At 43.7% G+C, this 19,416-nt stretch carries 19 protein-coding genes and 1 pseudogene; 9 read left to right on the forward strand and 11 right to left on the reverse strand.

What is annotated here, in order from left to right; genetic code table 11:
* Positions 1-215 precede the first annotated feature (215 nt).
* Positions 216-929 carry a Crp/Fnr family transcriptional regulator gene (locus tag AC2TDN_RS15020; RefSeq protein ID WP_484688562.1) on the forward strand — a complete coding sequence of 238 codons (714 nt, stop codon included), beginning with the start codon at positions 216-218 and terminating at the stop codon, positions 927-929.
* A 10-nt stretch (positions 930-939) separates the two neighbouring features.
* Here the strand turns inward: AC2TDN_RS15020 and AC2TDN_RS15025 are convergent, their stop codons facing one another.
* The 3 genes from AC2TDN_RS15025 to AC2TDN_RS15035 all read right to left on the reverse strand — a co-directional run bounded on the left by AC2TDN_RS15025 (position 940) and on the right by AC2TDN_RS15035 (position 5,641).
* Complete coding sequence (locus AC2TDN_RS15025) at positions 940-2,169, reverse strand: hypothetical protein (RefSeq protein WP_484688563.1); 1,230 nt, start codon at positions 2,167-2,169, stop codon at positions 940-942.
* Between the two features lie 76 nt (positions 2,170-2,245).
* Positions 2,246-4,501, reverse strand: a complete 2,256-nt coding sequence (locus AC2TDN_RS15030; RefSeq protein WP_484688564.1) for a nitric-oxide reductase large subunit — start codon at positions 4,499-4,501, stop codon at positions 2,246-2,248.
* A 27-nt stretch (positions 4,502-4,528) separates the two neighbouring features.
* Positions 4,529-5,641 carry a TIGR04053 family radical SAM/SPASM domain-containing protein gene (locus AC2TDN_RS15035; protein ID WP_484688565.1) on the reverse strand — a complete coding sequence of 371 codons (1,113 nt, stop codon included), beginning with the start codon at positions 5,639-5,641 and terminating at the stop codon, positions 4,529-4,531.
* A 256-nt stretch (positions 5,642-5,897) separates the two neighbouring features.
* Here AC2TDN_RS15035 and AC2TDN_RS15040 point away from each other — a divergent pair, with 256 nt between their 5' ends.
* The 8 genes from AC2TDN_RS15040 to nrdD all read left to right on the forward strand — a co-directional run bounded on the left by AC2TDN_RS15040 (position 5,898) and on the right by nrdD (position 12,313).
* Positions 5,898-6,818: a multicopper oxidase domain-containing protein gene (locus AC2TDN_RS15040; RefSeq protein ID WP_484688566.1), complete on the forward strand. Its 921-nt coding sequence runs from the start codon at positions 5,898-5,900 to the stop codon at positions 6,816-6,818.
* A 98-nt stretch (positions 6,819-6,916) separates the two neighbouring features.
* Entirely contained in the window at positions 6,917-7,153 is a 237-nt protein-coding gene (locus AC2TDN_RS15045) for a DUF2249 domain-containing protein (RefSeq protein WP_482068833.1), read from the forward strand.
* Between the two features lie 23 nt (positions 7,154-7,176).
* A complete protein-coding gene (locus tag AC2TDN_RS15050) occupies positions 7,177-7,497 on the forward strand; it encodes a hypothetical protein (protein WP_484688567.1) in 321 nt (106 codons plus the stop codon).
* A 19-nt stretch (positions 7,498-7,516) separates the two neighbouring features.
* The gene (locus AC2TDN_RS15055) at positions 7,517-8,065 is read left to right on the forward strand and encodes a DUF2249 domain-containing protein (RefSeq protein WP_484688568.1); all 549 of its coding nucleotides are present in this window, start codon (positions 7,517-7,519) and stop codon (positions 8,063-8,065) included.
* 13 nt (positions 8,066-8,078) lie between these two features.
* Entirely contained in the window at positions 8,079-9,311 is a 1,233-nt protein-coding gene (locus AC2TDN_RS15060; RefSeq protein WP_484688569.1) for a hypothetical protein, read from the forward strand.
* Positions 9,312-9,337: 26 nt separating this feature from the next.
* Positions 9,338-9,643 (forward strand): metal-sulfur cluster assembly factor, encoded by a 306-nt coding sequence (locus tag AC2TDN_RS15065; RefSeq protein WP_482068829.1) that lies wholly within the window; start codon positions 9,338-9,340, stop codon positions 9,641-9,643.
* Positions 9,644-9,660: 17 nt separating this feature from the next.
* Complete coding sequence (locus AC2TDN_RS15070; RefSeq protein WP_484688570.1) at positions 9,661-10,329, forward strand: radical SAM protein; 669 nt, start codon at positions 9,661-9,663, stop codon at positions 10,327-10,329.
* A gap of 31 nt (positions 10,330-10,360) precedes the next feature.
* Positions 10,361-12,313, forward strand: coding sequence for an anaerobic ribonucleoside-triphosphate reductase (nrdD, locus tag AC2TDN_RS15075; RefSeq protein ID WP_484688571.1), 1,953 nt, complete (start codon positions 10,361-10,363; stop codon positions 12,311-12,313).
* A 96-nt stretch (positions 12,314-12,409) separates the two neighbouring features.
* On the opposite strand, the gene AC2TDN_RS15080 is transcribed toward nrdD, so the two are convergent.
* The 8 genes and pseudogenes from AC2TDN_RS15080 to AC2TDN_RS15115 form a co-directional block, all read right to left on the reverse strand.
* Positions 12,410-12,943 carry a hemerythrin domain-containing protein gene (locus tag AC2TDN_RS15080; RefSeq protein WP_484688572.1) on the reverse strand — a complete coding sequence of 178 codons (534 nt, stop codon included), beginning with the start codon at positions 12,941-12,943 and terminating at the stop codon, positions 12,410-12,412.
* 19 nt (positions 12,944-12,962) lie between these two features.
* The gene (locus AC2TDN_RS15085; RefSeq protein WP_484688573.1) at positions 12,963-13,658 is read right to left on the reverse strand and encodes a Crp/Fnr family transcriptional regulator; all 696 of its coding nucleotides are present in this window, start codon (positions 13,656-13,658) and stop codon (positions 12,963-12,965) included.
* Between the two features lie 48 nt (positions 13,659-13,706).
* Positions 13,707-14,249 carry a hypothetical protein gene (locus AC2TDN_RS15090; RefSeq protein WP_484688574.1) on the reverse strand — a complete coding sequence of 181 codons (543 nt, stop codon included), beginning with the start codon at positions 14,247-14,249 and terminating at the stop codon, positions 13,707-13,709.
* Positions 14,250-14,529: 280 nt separating this feature from the next.
* Entirely contained in the window at positions 14,530-15,387 is an 858-nt protein-coding gene (locus AC2TDN_RS15095; RefSeq protein WP_484688575.1) for an alpha/beta fold hydrolase, read from the reverse strand.
* A gap of 428 nt (positions 15,388-15,815) precedes the next feature.
* A complete protein-coding gene (locus AC2TDN_RS15100) occupies positions 15,816-16,136 on the reverse strand; it encodes a hypothetical protein (RefSeq protein WP_484688576.1) in 321 nt (106 codons plus the stop codon).
* A 32-nt stretch (positions 16,137-16,168) separates the two neighbouring features.
* Positions 16,169-16,567, reverse strand: a complete 399-nt coding sequence (locus AC2TDN_RS15105) for a hypothetical protein (protein WP_484688577.1) — start codon at positions 16,565-16,567, stop codon at positions 16,169-16,171.
* 465 nt (positions 16,568-17,032) lie between these two features.
* A pseudogene (locus tag AC2TDN_RS15110) lies at positions 17,033-17,167 on the reverse strand (helix-turn-helix domain-containing protein); the annotation flags it as partial.
* A gap of 416 nt (positions 17,168-17,583) precedes the next feature.
* Positions 17,584-19,002, reverse strand: coding sequence for a TIR domain-containing protein (locus AC2TDN_RS15115; protein ID WP_484688578.1), 1,419 nt, complete (start codon positions 19,000-19,002; stop codon positions 17,584-17,586).
* Between the last annotated feature and the right edge of the window lie 414 nt (positions 19,003-19,416).

A 19,416-nucleotide genomic window follows, 5' to 3' on the forward strand; every position in this document is an offset into this window, starting at 1 on the left:
CATACCGCCAATTATAGTCAGCTCTCCGCAGTACTACTGTGAGCCCTATCACTTTTTTAAAATGCCGCTTTAGATTTCCAGGTTAGCCGCCTAACAAAATGCCAGAGCTTAGCCATCCCTTCTAAAGTAGCACGATTTCATTCCCGTTAAAGTGACCGAAATCACATTCATTCCAAATGCCCGTTGGTATAATGAGTGCAGTTGGAGGTGTTGATATGACAAATGAAAATGCGCTTAACAAAATGAAGGAAAAAATAGAAGCGCTGCGCCTGGTTCCTCTTTTTCGAGACTTGACGCAGGAAGAGCTGGAGCGCATATGGGATATTTCTATCCAGAGAAGCTACCGCAAAAGAACAGCGATATTTACGGAAGGAAGCAATAAGGAGGCCGTCTATTTCATTCAAGACGGGCTGGTCAAAACGTTCAAAACAGATCAGAACGGTCATGAGCATATCGTATCTTTCCTTAGAACGGGCGACATGTTCCCTCATACCGGGTTCTTTAATCAGACTCCATACCCCGCAACCGCAGAAGCCATCCTCCCGACCCAGCTGCTCGCCATCCCGATACAGTCCTTTGAGAAGCTTATTATGGATACACCTATGATCGCTATCAAGGTCATGAGAGTAATGAGCAGGAAAATCAGAGACTTGCAGGACAAGCTGCAGGAAATTACGGGCCACGACGTACAGGATCGGGGATTGCTGTTTTTATTGAAGCTTGTTGAAAACTATGGCATAGTCAAAGACGGTGTTGTCCATGTGGATGCGCCAATGACCAACCAAGAGTTCGCCAACACGATCGGGACAACAAGAGAGACCGTTAACCGGTTAATCAATCAGCTTCGCAAGGAAGGCATCTTGGAGCCGAATCGAACCGGTTATACGATTCTTGATTACGAGGCTTTAAAAAAATGGTCGCACAAGTAGGGCAGCCGCCCTAGCCGCGTGCGGCCATTCCTTTCCTCCAGAACAGGAATATGCCTATTGCCATTGCCGAACTCGCTGCCCATAGCCACTCTCTACCGTAGAGAAGAGCTCCAAGTCCCATCCAATCGAACAAGCCCTGCAAAAATAATACAAGCTCATTCACGCCAAATCCAACGAGGAATACGACATATCCGATCTTTGCCGCTTTCCGCTTCCCATCCATCCACCCCTGCTGAATAAAAAGCGCCATGCACATCAAACTGACAAACCCAAGTAAAGTCAGATGCAAATACCCGATAACCACACTGCGCGAATCGTAGATCATTGCCGATAATCCCGGTACGGCAGGGCCAAGCTCCAGCGTCGCCTTAATGAGCAGAACAGCCAACGATAAAGCCAAAAATCTCCCCGCCCATCCCTCGAAGACCGATTTCAAGGACGAACGCGCTTGATACATCACGATACCGAACAGGATAGTGGCGATCCACTGTACAATTGCGGCAATCGCTGCCGCGACATACCATCCTTTATCCGGCTTGAACCACATGACGGATAATAGAAAGGAAGGCAGCAAAGAACAGACGTACAGCCAGAACATTGCTTTTGCTGACCGTATGGAATAATTTATTCGTTTTTCTTCGAAAATCCGCAGTAAAACCGCCATAAGGCCAAGCGTGAACCAGCCGTTGTATTGAAGATGCAGGTAGAAATAAATAGCCGCATCATAAAGCGGAGTTTCTTGAAGCTGATTTGCACTAAGCGCAGCGAGTCCCCAAGGTCCAAGAGAGGATACGGATAAGCTAATCAAGCTGCCCTTGGCAAACAGGATAGAAGTCGGATTATGGGACATATTAGACGCTTGCAGGCGCAATTGTCTCCAAGCGATTACAGTAAACCAGTAAGACAAAAGGATATGAACAGTCGAGAAACCGATCGAAAAAACGGCATAGCCTTGTAAGCTGAACGAGACAAACATCCCTACGACGGTCAGCTGCGTCAGTCCTAATAACCATTTTATTGTCCGACCGTTTCTATCGTTATAGGTAAAGAAATGCGCGAGAAACAACAGCACCAGCGCCATATAAGCCCAACCGAGCAAAGCTAGATGGGAATGGGCGTGCAACAGGTGTTCATAACGGACCGCAGGAAGCGGAAGGATCGCTATGCTCCTCATGAGACTGCCGGAGACAGCAGTGACCATGAAGTAGAAAACAGTAAGCTGAGCCCAGCCTTTCTTCATTTCCATAGGCCTCCTTTGAATGAATGGGCTGCCGGCACATAACCAGGCAGCCTATTCGGATTGGAAAACCAGATTACTACTTGCCGCCAACCAACGACTTGCCTGTCTTTAAGCCGATGACAAACCAGGCAATTCCCAGAACCCCAAGCGCAAAGATCGTGTCCCCGAGAGCCCGCAGCCATACAAGGTTCTGCATCAAGCTCGTATGAAGAAATTCAGCGGATCTGGCATACCACATTCCGTGCTCCATACTGGCCAAGGTTTGCAAAATACCGACCGGAAGCAGACTTGCAAGACCCATCGTCATGAGTCCGATGTTGAGCGACCAGAAGGAAAACTTCAACAGCTTTGTTTTCCAAGCATTTTCCCCGGTTAATCCACGCAAGCAGAACAGCATCAGCCCGATCCCAAGCATGCCGTATACGCCAAACAGTGCGGCATGCGCGTGCAAAGCGGTTGTGTTCAGCCCCTGCATATAGTAAAGCGCAATCGGCGGGTTAATCAGAAAACCGAACAGGCCCGCACCGACAAGATTCCAGAAGGATACGGCTACAAAGAAGTAAATAGGCCACTTATATCGCGTTACCCATGGCTTTGCTTGACCATGCCTCATATTCTCATAGGCTTCAAATCCAATCAGCAGCAGCGGAACTACCTCCAGTGCGCTGAAAGAGGCCCCGAATGCCAATACTCCGATTGGCGTGCCGGCGAAGTACAAGTGATGGAACGTGCCGATAATGCCGCCTGCCAGAAAAATAACGGTTGAGAACAGCACTGTCGCCGTTGCAGACGCCGTTCGAATTAAACCCATTCTGGTGAAGAGGAACGCAATAACAACCGTGGCGAACACTTCAAAAAAACCTTCCACCCATAAGTGGACAACCCACCATCGCCAGTAGGTAATGATCGTTAAGTGAGTTTGCGGCCCCCACATTAAGCCGGGAATATAAAATGCGGGAATGGCAATCGAAGCAATTAAAAATAATACAAGCAGATGTCGGCTTTCCCCTTTCTTCTTCAGGGCCGGCCATATCGCTCTAGCCATGAGGAAGAACCATAAGAACAAGCCAACCGTCAGGAAAATCTGCCATGCGCGTCCCAAATCTACATATTCGTACCCTTGATGGCCAAAATAAAAATTATGGGTTGCACTCGTAATATAGCCCTTGACTGCCATCCATTCTCCAACCATGGACCCTACGACGATCAGCAGCAAACAGCCAAAAAGAAAATTCACCCCAAAACGCTGGTATTTCGGTTCATGTCCAGAGATGGCGGGACCAATGTACAGACCAGTTGCTAACCATGCAGTTGCAATCCAGAACACCGCCAATTGCTGGTGCCAGGTTCGCGTTACACTGTAAGGAAACCATTTGTCCAGAGGGATGCCGTAAAATCCGTTTCCTTCTACTGCATAGTGAGCGGTGATCGCTCCTAGTCCAACCTGAACGACGATCAAGCCGGTTACGATCCAGAAATATTTGAGCGTCGCCCGCATGGAAGGCGTTACTTTCACTTTGAGCAGCGGATCCTTATCCGGTATATGTTCATGTTCGTTCGTTTCCTTGCTTTTCTGAACGGCGTTATACCAAGCAAGAGCGCCCACTCCGGCTATTAGTAAAATGACACTCAATATGGACCACATAATGGACGAATTCGTCGGCACATTATCGATGAGAGGCTCGCCCGGCCAGTTATTAGTATACGTAATATCCGAATCGATCCGATTCGTGGAAGTCGCCCATGTAGCCCACCAGAAGAAGGCAATCAGTTTTTCCCGATCTTGCGCAGAGCCGACCGTATTTGCCGGCAGCGCAATTTGCTCGCGATACTCCGCCATGGACGGATCGTTGCCGAATACTTTGGAATAATACGCACCCACAACCTCGATAGACTCCGCTCGAAGGCCGGAAATGACAATTTCATCTTTCGCTTCATTATAAGTGTTCGTTCTGATTTCTCTCTTTAACGTTGCTTTAATTTCAGCCTGCCGTTCCTCGGACAACTGGTCATACGGCATTTGATACTTTTCTTCCGACCATTGATCAGTCATCCAAACGAGCTGTCTATGCAGCCAGTCTGCCGTCCAGTCCGGTGCGACATAGGATCCATGCCCCCAAATACTCCCGATCTCCTGACCGCCCATTCGCTCCCATATATTTTGTCCATCCAAAATATCATCTCTTGTGAATACGACGTCTCCCTCCTCCGATACGACTTGACTCGGAATCGGAGGCTTCTCCTGAATAATTTCTCCTCCGTAATACAGCAGCACCGCGAATGAAATTGCGAACACCAAGAATAATGCTAACCAAAGCTTTTTATACTGCATGTCTTCCACCACCTTATCAGATTCATGTTAGATCGACTGCAAACTGCCTTGTTGTTGAAATGCTTTCGGCACATAGGCGCAATAAGGATCGCTTTCCAGGTAATCTCCGGTAACCGCATAGGCTCTAGCCCTCGAACCCCCGCATATTTCCTTGAATTCGCACACCCCGCACTTGCCCTTTAACAGCGATTTGTCGCGCAGCTGCCTCATAACCGCGGAGTCCCGGTAAATTTCCGTTAAAGGCCGCTCTCTGACATTGCCGCAAACAACGGGCAGGAAACCGCTAGGATACACATCGCCGGTATGGCTTATAAAAACAAATCCGTCGCCGTCATTGACGCCTTTGGGAGCGCGTCCGAGCATATCCATTCGTTTCTCCCCGCCTGGGGCTATCCTTTCGCCTAAACGCTTGCTATCCTGCAAAAATACCCTTCTGTAATGAGGCGCTTCCGTCGCTTTCACGCCATAAGGCATTTTTTGCCCCAATTGGCACAACCATTTCATCACCTCTTCATGCTGATCGGCAGTGATCATATCCTTCTTCAACGCACGTCCAGTCGGCACCAGGAAAAACAAACTCCAAAGCACAGCCCCCATATCCTTGACCTTCTCCGCAATTGCCTCAAGATCGTGAAGATTATAAACCGATACCGTTGTGTTTACTTGAATGGGTATCTTCTGCTCCTTCAAATATTCGATGCCCTTCATCGTCCGCTCATAAGATCCCCGCGTGCCGCGAAAGTGATCGTGAATGGCTGCGCTTGAGCCGTCAAGACTAAAGGCCCACCGCGATAATCCGACCTCCTTGGCTTTACGTATCGCTTCGCGGGTAACCTTTGGCGTAGCGCTCGGCGTCATCGAAACAGGCAGCCCCTTTTCTTCGATAGCATACTGGGCAAGCTCGAATAAATCGGGACGCATAAGCGGATCTCCGCCTGTAAATACGAATAAAGGATGATCCATCCCGGCAATTTCATCAATAAGTTTCTTTCCTTCCTCGAAAGACAGCTGACGCGGATCCGCTCTATACTGCGCTTCCGCCCGGCAGTGCAGACATTTCAAGGCGCATGCCCGAGTGACTTCCCATATCACGATGAATGGATTCTCCTTGTAGTCTCTTTCAGTTATTAAAGTCTTCATCCTACTCCTCCTCTCGCTGCAATTAAAAACTGAAACCATCTTAATGAATAAATAAAGCTGTTGCTGTGAGTACCATCACACTTAACACAACTGACTTATCCTATATTAAATTTATCAACGTTCCCCAACTGCAAGATACATTGTGAATGTTTTCACTTATTTAACACCAATTCAATAAGGAAGGATGATTGCAATGCCGAAACGGAATAGACGCCTCCATGCATGGATCGCGTTCATCTTGATTCTAGGAGGATGCATGAACGCTGGCACTGAAAACAACGTCACGGTTGAATCAACCCCCGTTATTCACAAAATCAATCAACCGCCAGTGATGCCCGTCGTGAAGCGAGACGGAAACATCGTTTCTATTGAAATGACTGCGCAGATCACGGATATCGAAATCTCGAAAGGCGTCAATTACAATGCATGGACCTTTAACGGAACGGTGCCCGGCCCTGTTCTTCGGGTGAAAGAAGGAGATACGCTTAACTTCACGCTTAGAAATCTTGACCCGGCGATCCCTCATTCGATGGATTTTCACGCCGTGCATGCTGCGCCAAGCAGCAAATTTATCGATGTCATGCCAAATGAGAAGGGCAACTTTACGTATCCGGTCCATACTCCGGGCGTATTCATGTACCACTGCGGAACAAAGCCCGTTTTGTCGCATATCGCGAACGGCATGTATGGGATCATTATTGTTGAGCCGACAAACGGTTATCCTTCGGACGAGCTGATTGATCGGGAGTACACGATTGTTCAAAGCGAATGGTACAAGGAAAACGACTTTGAATCGTTCTTAAATGACGAGCCATCCTACGTGGTATTTAATGGAGACGACTTTACTTTAAAAGAAAAGCCGTTTCTGGCGAAAGTCGGAGACAAGGTTCGATTTTATGTAAACAATGCCGGCCCAAATGAAATAAGTTCGCTTCATATCGCGGGCACCGTAATGGACCGTGTCTATTTGGATGGGAATCCCAAAAATGTGCTCTATGGTCTTCAAACCTTGATTCTCCCTGCCAGCGGCGGTGCTGTCGTGGAAGTAACCGTCACCGAGGAGGGGGATTACCCGATTGTAACCCATCAATTCAATCATGCTTCCAAAGGGGCTGTTGCTATCTTGAGGGTAACTGATGACGGTAATGACAATGGTAAAGCTGTTAGGGGTCATTAAGAAATATTTCTATTTGTGATGAGCGTCACAAAGCCGATTACCTCATCCCTATATAATAACGGTGTAATCAAAATCATCTTTCACAGGAGGAATACACGATGCAACCATTATTCACCGCTTCCGTCAATGCCACAGAATACCCGCCTCAATTGAAGCACAAGGTCATATTTGAAACCTTTAATAAGCTGCAGCCATCCGAGGCAATGCTTTTAATCAACGATCATGATCCCATGCCGCTGCGTTTTCAGTTTGAATCTATGTACAAAGAGCAGTTCACTTGGGAATACCTCGAGAAAGGGCCGGAAACGTTCAAAGTGAAAATCGGCAAGCTGTAGCAGCTTGGATTGGGAGTGGTTAGATGGCCGGCATAGAGATTATCAATGAGAAAACGATTAAGATTTCCGTCAAGCTGGATAACGCGACAGCCATGATCAAGGATGCACGGCAGCATATTAACGAATTCGCTCATGACATTGTAACGATAGTTGAAAAAATGCCGGAGTTCGATTACACGTACTTTTGCTTCTATGCGTACGACAGCGCTGCTCTGTTTGAGAGAATGCTTCGAATCGACCCAAAGGAATACACCTCATTCTCGCTTGACGCGCCAGACTCTTTCTTTTACGCCTTATACGGAGGAATGACGGGATTGTACGAGGAAGCCAAGCTATATGTCTAGAAGCCGGAGGTGAAATGAAATGCAGCCAAACGCTCCACGAACAGTCGAACTGGATGTGCGGCCTTATTTGCAGCAAAAGCTCGAACCTTTTCAAGTCATCATGGATCAAGTTAAGCTATTGGAAAAAAATGATATTTTCGTCCTTCATGCAACCTTTAAGCCTACTCCATTACTGGGTGTCTTGAAGATGAGAGGGTATGCGAATAAGACCGAGCAGTTAACTACAGATCATTGGATCGTTACCTTCGTTCATAAGAGCAATAAAAAAAGTTTAGAGGCCGTTAAAGCGGGTGGGCAGGCTGAAGAGGATGACTTCCAGCATAAACTGGAAGCACCAAAGGACCGCGACAAAAGAACAATAAAGCTGGATAACCGCGGGCTTGAACCGCCGCAGCCTATGATTCGCACACTAAATGCGCTTGATAAAAGCGAGCCTGGCGATGAAATCATCATTCACAATGACAGAGTACCTGTCTTTCTGATCGAGGAATTAAAAAACCTCGGCTATCCTTTTCAAATTGAAGATCAGGCTGACGGCTCGGCAAAGGTCATTATACAAAAACGATAAGGGGGCGAAGCTCATGTCACGTCTCCCCTTTCTGTTCATATTCACAGGAGTCGTTGGTTTCGTATTGTTCCATATCTCTTCCCTTGTGTCTCTTGCAGGATGGATGAATGGCGATCTCCGCGGTCCAACCGGCTGGTTTCACATCCATTTAATTATATTGGGATGGGCCGCGATGATTGCCATGGGTGCCGTATATCAGCTCATTCACGTCATTTTACAATCGAAAATATACAGCGAAACGCTCGCCTATTTCCACTTTGCGGCCTTTACTCTCGGCGTGTCCGGATTGCTATACGGGTTCATACGAGGTGATGTATCCTGGATTGCGGGCTTTGCGACACTCACGCTGATAGGCATCTTATTATTCGCTTGGAACATGGCCGTCACCTTGCTTCGCGCCGCACAATGGAACGCGATTACAATCAGTACAGCCTGTGCCGTCTTGTATTTGGTTCTGACGGGTCTCTCCGGAATGGCGATGGGATTAAACTTTGCTTTAGGCGACTGGAACTTGCTGCACGAGAGATTGTTCGGCGCACATATTTGGTTAGGGACCCTTGGCTGGTTTGGTATGCTCATTACCGGCTTCAGCTACAAAATGCTCCCGATGTTCTATTTGGCGCATGGGTTTCCTGTCCGAATGAACTATGCGACGCTTGGCTTATGGAATCTCGGGGTGCTGACCGGCGCAGCCTCCTTTCTGCTGGGGTGGGGCTTCTGGACAAAATGGATTGCACTGCTGTTTATAACGCTAGCCATTATTACGTATAACCTTTTCATTTCGCAGGTGTTTAAGCACCGCCACAAGCGGCACCCGGGTGCCGGTATCTTATGGTCTGTGTACAGTTGCCGCGCTCTCGCCGTTTCTGCAGTCCTCATGCTGATCTACTTGTTGCTGCGCCCGCAAGAGCTTCTAACCGCCGAATTTATAACAGTCTCCGGATGGATCTATCTGGCAGGCTGGGTAGCCTTCATGATCTTATGCTATTTGTCCAAGATTGCACCGTTTCTATGGTGGACGCATAAGTACGGAGCTCGAGTGGGAAGACCAGGTACACCGACAATGGCCGATCTGCTCGGCGAGAAAGGGGTAAATGCGGGTTTAGGCGCAATCGCATGCTCGCTATTGATTTTGTTTGCCGGATTCACGTTCGGCCTTCAGAGCTTCGTTCTAATCGGAGGGATTTTCTTTTCCCTGTTTTCACTTGGATATATTTCATTAATTGCCCTTGTATTTACTCGGTAAGTTTTTGAAGAGAGGAGCGGTGCACGATGGATGAAAGGTCGGAAGAAGGCGTTCGCGGGCTGCTGCGGCAAGTTTACGATCCTGAACTCGGTATCAATATTGTCGATCTCGGGCTTATCTACGGCGTGAAGTGGAAGGATGATGAAGTTGCGGTCCGAATGACGCTTACCACGCCGGGCTGTCCGATGCACGATACGATAGCCGGGGGCGTCAAGCATGTCCTGCAAGGTCAAATGGGCTTTAACAAGGTCGAAGTCAATGTGGTGTGGGAACCTCCCTGGACGCCGGGTATGATGACAGAAGAAGCCAAAGACCAGCTCGGATATTTCTAATAACAGGAGAGAATTGAATGCTTGCCTTTCACCCCCGTTTTATTCGTACGTTCGATGATTTGCCTGGACATCTCTCCTTGCTCATTCATGCTTGGAACGGGTGCAATATGCGCTGCTATGGCTGTCATAACGACGCCGAACTAATTGCGAGAAAACCGGATGGTCGTCATTTAACGGCAGAACAGGTTCTCGGCCGCTTGACCGGCTGCGACGGGATGTTCGACGCCGTGCTGTTCAGCGGAGGAGAGTTTCTGGTGAACGACAGTTCTGAAATGGAGCGTTTTCTTCGAGAGTTGCGCCATATTTTCAAAGGGAAAATCATCATGTTCACAAATGGCACATTCCCGCGCAAAATGAAGAGCATGCTTGCCAATGACTTAATTGACGGCGTTCATATCGATATGAAACTGCCATTCCATTGTTTGAATCCAAGGGATGAACCGGAGGTGTTCGAAGCGGTTATCGGCGTCGTCCCTTCCAAACGCTTTTGCCTCGATATTCTCGAGTCTGTGGAAACCGTCATCCTTCACAACAGCGCATTAAGTCAAGTAAGAACCGTTCGCTATCCGCTGCTTAGCGATGAATATTTCGAACAAATATCAACGTATGTCAATGATTTGAAAACCAAGCACAACAGCATCGTCCCCTATTGCCTGAATCCCTATCACCCGCCGCAGACCGAGTAACAATTTCATTGAAAATTGAAGGAGGATTATCATGTTTCGTCAGTCCACGGATATTATTGAAACCTTCACTTCCGCATCTGAATCCAAGCAAGCCGATTATTTAAAACGGGAAAACAGCAACTACGTTTATTCATTGCCTTTATTGCGCCACAATCTGACCAACTTTGCTGAAGAAGAATATTTACTGCAGCACATTCTGCCGGCTAAATTGACCGAGCTGTACTGCGAAGGCGTCGTCTACATACATGATAAACAATTAAGTCCCTATTGCCTAAGCGTGGCATGCAAAGACATCGCTACCAGCGGGATTCCTACGCTTGCGAAAAATATGATGTCCTCCCATCCGACCAAAAAGCTTGAAACACTGCTCAGACATTTCAGCAACATCATTGTACTGATGTCTCAGCAGGTATCCGGTGCCGTTATGTTGTCGCAAATGACCACGATATCCGCTTCCTATTTGTATTTCGAGGAAACGGTTAAAGGACGGCGTTTCACCGCCGAAGAACTGCAGCAACTGTTCCAAAGCCTCATTTGGGAAATGAACATGCCTTTGCGCGGCGGATCGCAATCGGCTTTCACCAACATTACGCTGGAATTCGGCAAACCATCGGACGAAATCAAGAATGATTTTATCGTGATTGGCGGAGAGCCGCTTAACATCTGTTACCGCGATATTCCTTCCGAGTACTTTGATAGAATCAATAAGGCCGTAATTGAGGTGATGAAGCAGGGCACCGGGACCGGCCTCCCGTTCACGTTCCCGCTTCTAACCGTACCCATCGACGACGATTTCGATTATAACAACAGGCTGTTTCTCGAAATGCTGGACGGCATGTACCGCTGGGGCGGGGTTTATTTCGAAAACTTCCGAACGGAACCGTTCCAGAATGAAACCTATCGCCGCCTCAATCCCTATATTAAACCTCGGGATCCGGAAGTTAGCCGCAGCTTATGCTGCAGACTTCAAATCGATTTGTCTGTGCTGTCCAGACTAGGCAGCGGCATATTTGGCAGCTCAACCGGTTCAACCGGTGCCGTGCAGGTGTTGAATATGAACCTGAACCGGGTGCTGATGGAATACGGACATCATGAGCAATTGTTATTTTCCAAAATCGAAGAGCTGATGAATACGATGCAGGAAGGTCATATGGTGAAACGGGCGTGGATTGAACGGAATAAAGAACTTTATCCGACTTTTTTTGCCTTAAATCGGGATTTATCCAACTATTTCAACGTATTCGCCGTTACCGGCATGCATGAAGGACTTATTAATATCGGTTACTCAGGCGGCATGAGCAACGAGAGCGGCAAGCGGCTGGCACATCGGATCATGCAGTTTATGACTGACAAAATCAATGAATTCATAGTCAGAGACAAGGTCGCATGCGGGATTGAATATGCTCCCGGAGAGAACGCGGCCATTAAGTTGGCCAGACACGATGTGAAATGGGCAAGTCGAAACAATCGGGATATTTTCGTTCAAGGGACTGGAGAAAACGTTTATTTGACATCGGGCTGCATGCTCCCGTTCAGCGAAGACGATTTCCTGCGGCAAATTGAAAATAGCGCCGAATTTCAAGCCTACGCGACTTCAGGCAGCATTCTGCATCATTTCCTGGAAAGCAAGCTTTCACCTGAACGCTTGGCCGATTATTTGAAAAAAATATTCGATAAGCCGATCCAATATATTACGTTGACTCCAACCTTGACAAGCTGCTTTGACTGCGGCCAGCAAATCGTTGCGGAGGATGGGAAAAACATAGAAGCCTGCCCTGTTTGCGACAGCGATGACATCGCTACCTTCAGCCGCGTAATCGGTTACGTCAAAATGATTTCCCGCAAAAAGCTGCATGTTGATAAGGAAGGCTACTATACAGGAGAATTCAACTTCTGGAGCAACGCGCGGCGATTTGACTGGAATACACGCAAACGAATAAAAGAAGAGGCAATTAGCAGCCTCTCCTCTGCCGTGAAATCGTAACGCAAAGCTAACTTTCACCCCATATAGCCCGGGTTCCTCCAATTAATTGTTTAGGAGAAGAACCCGGCATTTTTTTTGCCAGGCCTATACGTACAGTCAATAATTTTTGATCCTTGGATATAAATAACGGTTCTCTATATGAATATGATCTTCTATATTCGACTCTAGCTTGTTAAACCTAGCAAAGGTTAAGGCACTGGTTCGGCAAATATCTCCCAGCAACGTATAATTTGATGTTAAATGTCTCATTTGTTTCATAATCTTACTCACAAGGTTGTGGTCTGTCTCCAGTTTGTCAATGAATAGCTGCGCTTGTTCGAGGGCATCGATTGAGTTCGTTTTCTCATACTTAATAATAAAAGGAAAAAACAATTCTTCCTCGTCAAAAAGGTGCTGCTCCAATTCATGCTTCAAGCAGCAGAAAAGTCGATGCAGCTCAATAAATTCTTCATGTTTATTTCCGTGCAAACACATGATCTTTTTCGTTAATTCACCGAGCAGCGGAAGTTCGGTTCTTAGAAAAAGGTGATTGCCTAACATAACCTTATTGATTAATCCAACCATGGATAGATTTTGCCAATCGGCTTCCGATTTCCCTGCATTTTCTTTTTTAATTAATAGCGTTTTCAATTACATAACCTCCCAAGCGTCAGGTTTCCTTCCAATGCTTTAACGACTCTACATCGTGAATTACGAATCCCGAACGATTCATATCCGCAATTCCTTCCTTTTGCAGCTCCTTCAGAAAACGGCTCCCTGTCTCTCTTGTGCCACCAATCGTATCGGCAAAATATTCACGTGACATTGGAATACCGATTCGAAGCCCACCATTCAAAGGCGTTCCATCATTTTCTGCGAGTTTTAACAAAAACATTTGCCCACGATGCTGCGTATCTTGTCCGGTGAGCTGCTGTTTCTCTCTTTGCAGATCGTTTATTCGCTCGCATAAGACACGCATCACCTTGAAAGCAGCCGTTGTGTTTTTGAGTAGAAAGCTTTCGAGCGGCTTGATGGGCAAAATCAATAAAACTGTCTGCATAATGCACGCTGCCGAAGAGGGGTACAACGAATTATCGCATAATGCAGTATGAGGAAACATATCGCTTTTTTTCAAATAGGAAACAATATTCTCATGACCATATTCATCCGTATTATAGATTTTGATTATTCCCGAATGGATGAAAAATAAAGATTCCTTCTTACTTCCTTCCGTAAAAATAACGTTTTTTTTCCGAAGCTTGCATAGTCTCGCAAAGCGGTTCAGCTCATAAAGCTCATTTTCGTTTAAATATCTGAATATGGGCACTTGTCGAAGAATATCCATCGTGTTTATTAATTTTGCCATTGCCAATCTCCTCTCTTCACAAATTCTCGTTCTAATCGGAAAGTTTTTTTAAGAATACAAATAATCGATATCAGTCAAAACCTTTTCCGCTAAGGGAGTAATCAGTAAATCGTCCTCTCTGAGATACTCTCTCATGAGTCGGCACGCCTGAGCTAACTGTACCAAAATAACGCTGAGCGGTTTGGCATCAGCCGTAAAGGTTAAAGAATTGATCGAGTCCATAAAAGATTCCATGTCGTTTTCAGCCAGCCCCAGATCCTTTTCCAACTTCCAAAAGGAGAGACGTATACTCGGACCCGCGCTCATGTTAAAATATTGGATCAAAAATGGATATACCTCTTTCCTCTGCTGATTCGCATAGGTTTTGATCGTCTTAAATAAGAAATTATTGGCCGCTAGCAAATCTCTTAATGACTGAAGCTGGTCATCTCTATTCGATATACCGGATATTGCTTGAGCCTTTTCTTCGATTTGAGTCAGAAGGTCGATTAATTCCTTCCGTTCTGCTTTCAAGCGTTCGACCATATCATAGAATTCTGTTGGATGAGCAGGAACTGATTCGTTATAATCCGTTATTGCGGTCAGATTCATAAAGATTCCCTCCCAATTAATAAGGATAATATACTTATCTCTTCGTTTAAGCTAAGTATAAATATCGTCACTGCATTTGTATGTGATTATTTTCACAAATTTTGTTACAGAAATATGTCTGATGATATCATTCATCTCTAAAACGATGACATTCTGACACCTCTCATAAAATATAAAAAAAGCCCCGATGACATCAACGCATCATCGGGACTTACTTGGCGGGTTAACACTGTTCATCGAAAATAAAGTGTTAGACTGGTTTCTGGTTATCGCACTATAGTTAGTGGCTATCCATAAATTCAAGAAGTTGATGATGCATTTCTGCGGAGCCTTTTCCGATCCAAATCAGGTGCCCCCATGAATCAAGTATAGAAAGTTTTGCATTTGGAATATGATGAAATGCATAATAGGCATGTTCCACTAGCACTGACGCATCGTTCTTACTATGCATAATCAGCGTAGGGCATTGAATTGCAGACAAATCGGAGCTAAGAACATGACTTGTTTGTGATAAATCGATCAAAAAACCATGCCCTGATCTTTGACGATCCATCATTTTCTTGAACTGTTTTTTATCATCATCGCTGATATGGGGCCATACTTCTTTAATCCGAAGTTTACTAAATGAAGATAACATTTTACCCAATAGATAGGCAGGAAAAAGATTATTCATCAATCGGAGCATTTGCCAAACGTATTTTTCTACAGGTGGACGGAACAGTTTTTGTGCAGTTCTGTATATTCGATTTTCAGGAGTCATCCATTCATGAGTAACTGCTGATTGTAGTGTAAGACTTCTCACTCGCTGCGAATATCTTGATGCAAAATGTATTCCACTGGGACCACCTGCGGAAATTGCTATTACATGAACACGGGTAATATTCAAATAATCCAGCAGTTCAAGGTATGATTCGCTCGCAGTGATCATATTTTCGCCAAGCTCTTTAGATGTTTTGCCATAGCCTGGCCTTGAGGGTGTAATTACTGAATATCCCCGACCTGTGAGTTCACTATAACCGAATTCTTCGAAGCAATTCGAATGCCCGCCATGCATGATTAGAATCGGCTCTCCCAGACCGGTGATGGAATATTCCATATTTAATTTTTGTTTGGTCATGTATTGGTCAATTTTTCTCATTATATTACCCTTTCTAAAAAAATGAATATTCGTTCATTATTAAGGCTAAAAAAAAGCCACTCGTAACGTTAAATAAACGCCCGTAGTCCCTGATACCAAAAAGAAATATACTGGCGAAGTATATTTTGGCAATCTTCGGCATCAATATTACGCCGGATGATTTCGAAGTATCCCTGCAAGAAGGCCACCGAAATCGGCCATGAAGCTTGTTTAGTGAATGTTCTTGTCTACCGTTGTACTCTGATAAACGTCCATGCTGCATTAGGTTTTCTATATAACGTAAAAATCCGTTTGTAGATGGTGAAAGCTACTTCTTAATCTCTATATCCCATTTATCATTATTTTTCAAAAGAGCATAAAGAAGGGTAGATCCATCTGCTTTTCGTACAACAATGTAACCTTCATTGTCAAGCAAATATAGCAATGGTTTATAGTCTCCAACATTTTGCTTTTTTTACTACACCATTATATTCAGCAGCTAGTTTTTTATCTTGATTTAGTAAATTTACTAAATCGTTATCTTGGATAAGATTGAATTTCTGCAGATCCACTTTATACGATTCAGAAGCTTCAGATGCAATACGTTTTCGAGTTTGTTTAATGTCGTTATCGATTTTTTCTTTAATTTTTACTTCAGTAGCATTTTGAGGTTCTGAAAAAATAAAATGTTTTTGACTTGCATGAACAAGTCCATACGCTGTTAAAAATAAGACTGCAGACAAAACAACAATAAACCATTTTTTAGACATTATTGTTCCTTCTATAAATTTTTATTTCACAATTATGAAGCACTGTAATAAATAGTATCATATGAAGTAGCTGAGTCTATAGAATCACAACATCCTTCTCTGATAGCATGATCCGCATAGATTTCCCATCTCGCACTACTTAACGAAGAAGAAGTGGTTTGACCTCTATTCTCTATACAACAATCGTTAAATTCTGTATGTTCTGAAACTAACTGCAGAACATCGTTTTTATAAATATTATAACCAACCCAAACTCTTGGAACGCTTGTGTTTGCTTCAGTCCAAGCATTGTATTTTGCGTAATATGATGTTAACCCTGCATTATGATCCAAGCTTATTACACTATCAGCTTCTTCAATATAATAGCTATTTGCTTGAACATTTGAAGAGGAGCATACAGCAGTAATTACAATAAGCAGGATTAACGACATTTAAATTTCACAATAAAACCTCCTCGTATTAAAATTTAAAAATATAATATCGCGTTTCAACTAATAGAAATCGCCTTCCTTTTAACTCCTTTCATTTTAGAGCTACCAAAAGTTTACATCATTTGTATATATAATTGGTTAATTTATAAAAAAATGTATTTTTAATATTGGTAAATTGTTCTCTTCATTATTTTCCTTCAGGGTGGCAAGACCAAGATGAATATACGACATAATCTCCGGCTATTCTAATCGCTGATCGCGCTTATGCAGCGGTGTTCAGTGCTTCCTGAAGAAATATCATTGCATCATGACGGCTCGTCTTTTTGAGGTTTTTCGCGGATTTAATTTTCATGGGAGCTTAATGACGAATCGTCAGTCTAAGACTTTATTTTCTCAGTCTATATCTTTATTTTCCCAGTCTACAACTTTATTTTTCAGTCTAATACTTTATTTGACTGGGACACCGCTACGTGCCAGTTCTCGTGCGATAGTAGAAGGATGTCGACCTAGCTCATGCCCCATTTTGCGGCATGACCAGCCTAATCGATGCAGCGCTTCTAGTTGTCCTCGTTCAATTATGTTAAGTTGGGAGTAGCTCATGTTGGTTTCTCCTGTACAAAGTGGTGGTGTGGTAACTTCCATTTTACACGAAGCCTGCATGGGCCTTTTGTTTTTCTAGGTGACGCACTTCATTTTACAATCCGTCAAAACAAAAAACAGGGTAGCCCGAATATAAACTCATCAGGCTACCCTCAAGATGTTTTAATAAATCAATTCATGCATGGTTCCATACATTATTTACTGGTTCCATAGTTTCTTTATTGGTTCCACACTTTTATTTCACCGGTGTCAGGTGATAAAAAAGTCAGGAACCATTTTTATTGATTTTACTGGGTTTGTCGTGGCATCTGATAAACATAAAAAAAAGAAAGTGTGGAACCACCAGGATCTACCAAGTAAAGAAAGTTGGAAACTATAATAACACCTTCAACAGAAGCTCCTTTATTTGGTAACATTTAGCTGGACTTTATCTTTTTTGCAACATTTTCGATTCCTTTTGCTATGTTTAGAAACGCTTCATCTTTATCAACCCATGTTGATACACTTTTTCCATCTGTAGGTAATGCTAACAAACCCTTGAAGGGTGCAGACGTCCAATTACATGGTCTTAATATAATTGGTATCACTCTTGCTTCTTGCTTTTCATGTCTCTCTAAAGCTATTTTCATTTCAATTTCATAACAGTAGTTAGATGCAAGAAAATCCACACTAATTAATAAAAGAATAATGTCTGCTGCTTTAATATTTTCATCTACCTCAAGATCCAGATTACTTCCTGCATCAATTTTTCTGTCATGCCAAGTTGTAATTATTTTGTTTCTTACCAATAAGGTTAAATGTTTTTCTAGTTCATCCCTCATTAATTCATCTTTATGTGAATATGAAAAGAAAACATTAACCTCTTTGTTCGCGCCCTCTTTCGACATCCTAATATTCTCCCATATAGACACCTTAGACAATACTTGTAGCTCTTCAATTGTTTCTTTTATTACAATTTTATTTTCAGTGTAGACACAATTATCAATCTTCACTCCCAAAGAGGAATGCGACTCAGATTCGATCCATTTATATCCACCAACTACTATAAAGGAATCATCACAAACAATAATTTTTTCATCTATTATTTCAATTTTTTTATATATTAGCCGTACTCCATGCTTCTTTTCTTTTAATTCTTTAAGGATTCCCAAAATATTCTTTTCATCTCTTTTAGGTTTCACCTTTTGTGAATGTTCATTTCCGAAGAGTATAAATACATTGACTCCCTTTTGAAGTGTTTTATCTAATCGGGCTAAAATATCATCATCAAGCGTACCGTCATCTAAAACAGGAAGAACTAGTACAACGCATTTCTTTGCATTATCAAAAGTCCGATTGAGTGTTGTTTTAAACTCGTAAACTCTTAGTATCCGTGTATTCCTTTTGAGTTCATCAACACTATCCATTAACTTTTGAATTTCATGGTTTGGTACCGTCTTATTGTGGTTAGCGGTACTAACATCAATTAATTTACTCTCAGCTTTCTTGAGCTCTTCAAGATTTTTTGTTGCTTCTTCTAAGAGAGTAGTGGTGATTTTTTCGGTAATTGGCAAAAACATTGCTGGCTCAATTTTCTCTAACGTTAGTACTCCAAGCTGTTCCTCGAAATCGGCAGAAAGTAATACTCCATCAAATTCATGAGCACGATAATCACGATCAAAAACCATATACTGATACTGTGCGGTCTTAAAATTGTAAAAAATCAGGACTCTCAACTTTGAATACATAGTATAAATTTTATCTAAGCTAATTATTTCTAAAAGTCCACCCTTGGGAACTCCAGATTGTCCTTTTGCCTGCATATCTTTTATGAGATTTTCAATGTTATTAAACACGAGATCCTCTTCAGAGGGCATAGGTACGTTTTTACTTGGGTGAATAGATTTAATACTTAATTGTTTTATAGATTGAGTCGAATATAATTGGTGGCCTTCAACTGAGCAATAGGAACCAGTTATTGCATCAATATAAAAAGAAAACGATCTTTCCTCTGGAATTAATAATTTTTTTATTAAATCTAGTACTTCCCTGCCTTTATCACTAACTGTTTCCGCTAATCTAATATGACCGTCAGTTGACGGTTAAGATTGTCCAGATATTGACCGATATAATGACCATGTAAGTTAATCTAGGAAAGGAAAAGACGCCTCCATAAGTCGTGTTACTGCTCTAACAGTATCACCGGAGACGTCTTCCCAATCACCATGGTCATTGTATCAAATTACACGTTGGAGCTCAAGGAATTAGAG

Source organism: Paenibacillus sp. Y660 (assembly GCF_057221575.1).

Bases quoted from the DNA above. Each gene is read 5' to 3' on its own strand.
- AC2TDN_RS15020 (WP_484688562.1), top strand. From the start codon at position 216: ATGACAAATGAAAATGCGCTTAACAAAATGAAGGAAAAAATAGAAGCG.
- AC2TDN_RS15025 (WP_484688563.1), bottom strand. From the start codon at position 2,169: ATGAAGAAAGGCTGGGCTCAGCTTACTGTTTTCTACTTCATGGTCACT.
- AC2TDN_RS15030 (WP_484688564.1), bottom strand. From the start codon at position 4,501: ATGCAGTATAAAAAGCTTTGGTTAGCATTATTCTTGGTGTTCGCAATT.
- AC2TDN_RS15035 (WP_484688565.1), bottom strand. From the start codon at position 5,641: ATGAAGACTTTAATAACTGAAAGAGACTACAAGGAGAATCCATTCATC.
- AC2TDN_RS15040 (WP_484688566.1), top strand. From the start codon at position 5,898: ATGAACGCTGGCACTGAAAACAACGTCACGGTTGAATCAACCCCCGTT.
- AC2TDN_RS15045 (WP_482068833.1), top strand. From the start codon at position 6,917: ATGCAACCATTATTCACCGCTTCCGTCAATGCCACAGAATACCCGCCT.
- AC2TDN_RS15050 (WP_484688567.1), top strand. From the start codon at position 7,177: ATGGCCGGCATAGAGATTATCAATGAGAAAACGATTAAGATTTCCGTC.
- AC2TDN_RS15055 (WP_484688568.1), top strand. From the start codon at position 7,517: ATGCAGCCAAACGCTCCACGAACAGTCGAACTGGATGTGCGGCCTTAT.
- AC2TDN_RS15060 (WP_484688569.1), top strand. From the start codon at position 8,079: ATGTCACGTCTCCCCTTTCTGTTCATATTCACAGGAGTCGTTGGTTTC.
- AC2TDN_RS15065 (WP_482068829.1), top strand. From the start codon at position 9,338: ATGGATGAAAGGTCGGAAGAAGGCGTTCGCGGGCTGCTGCGGCAAGTT.
- AC2TDN_RS15070 (WP_484688570.1), top strand. From the start codon at position 9,661: ATGCTTGCCTTTCACCCCCGTTTTATTCGTACGTTCGATGATTTGCCT.
- nrdD (WP_484688571.1), top strand. From the start codon at position 10,361: ATGTTTCGTCAGTCCACGGATATTATTGAAACCTTCACTTCCGCATCT.
- AC2TDN_RS15085 (WP_484688573.1), bottom strand. From the start codon at position 13,658: ATGGCAAAATTAATAAACACGATGGATATTCTTCGACAAGTGCCCATA.
- AC2TDN_RS15090 (WP_484688574.1), bottom strand. From the start codon at position 14,249: ATGAATCTGACCGCAATAACGGATTATAACGAATCAGTTCCTGCTCAT.
- AC2TDN_RS15095 (WP_484688575.1), bottom strand. From the start codon at position 15,387: ATGAGAAAAATTGACCAATACATGACCAAACAAAAATTAAATATGGAA.
- AC2TDN_RS15100 (WP_484688576.1), bottom strand. From the start codon at position 16,136: ATGTCTAAAAAATGGTTTATTGTTGTTTTGTCTGCAGTCTTATTTTTA.
- AC2TDN_RS15105 (WP_484688577.1), bottom strand. From the start codon at position 16,567: ATGTCGTTAATCCTGCTTATTGTAATTACTGCTGTATGCTCCTCTTCA.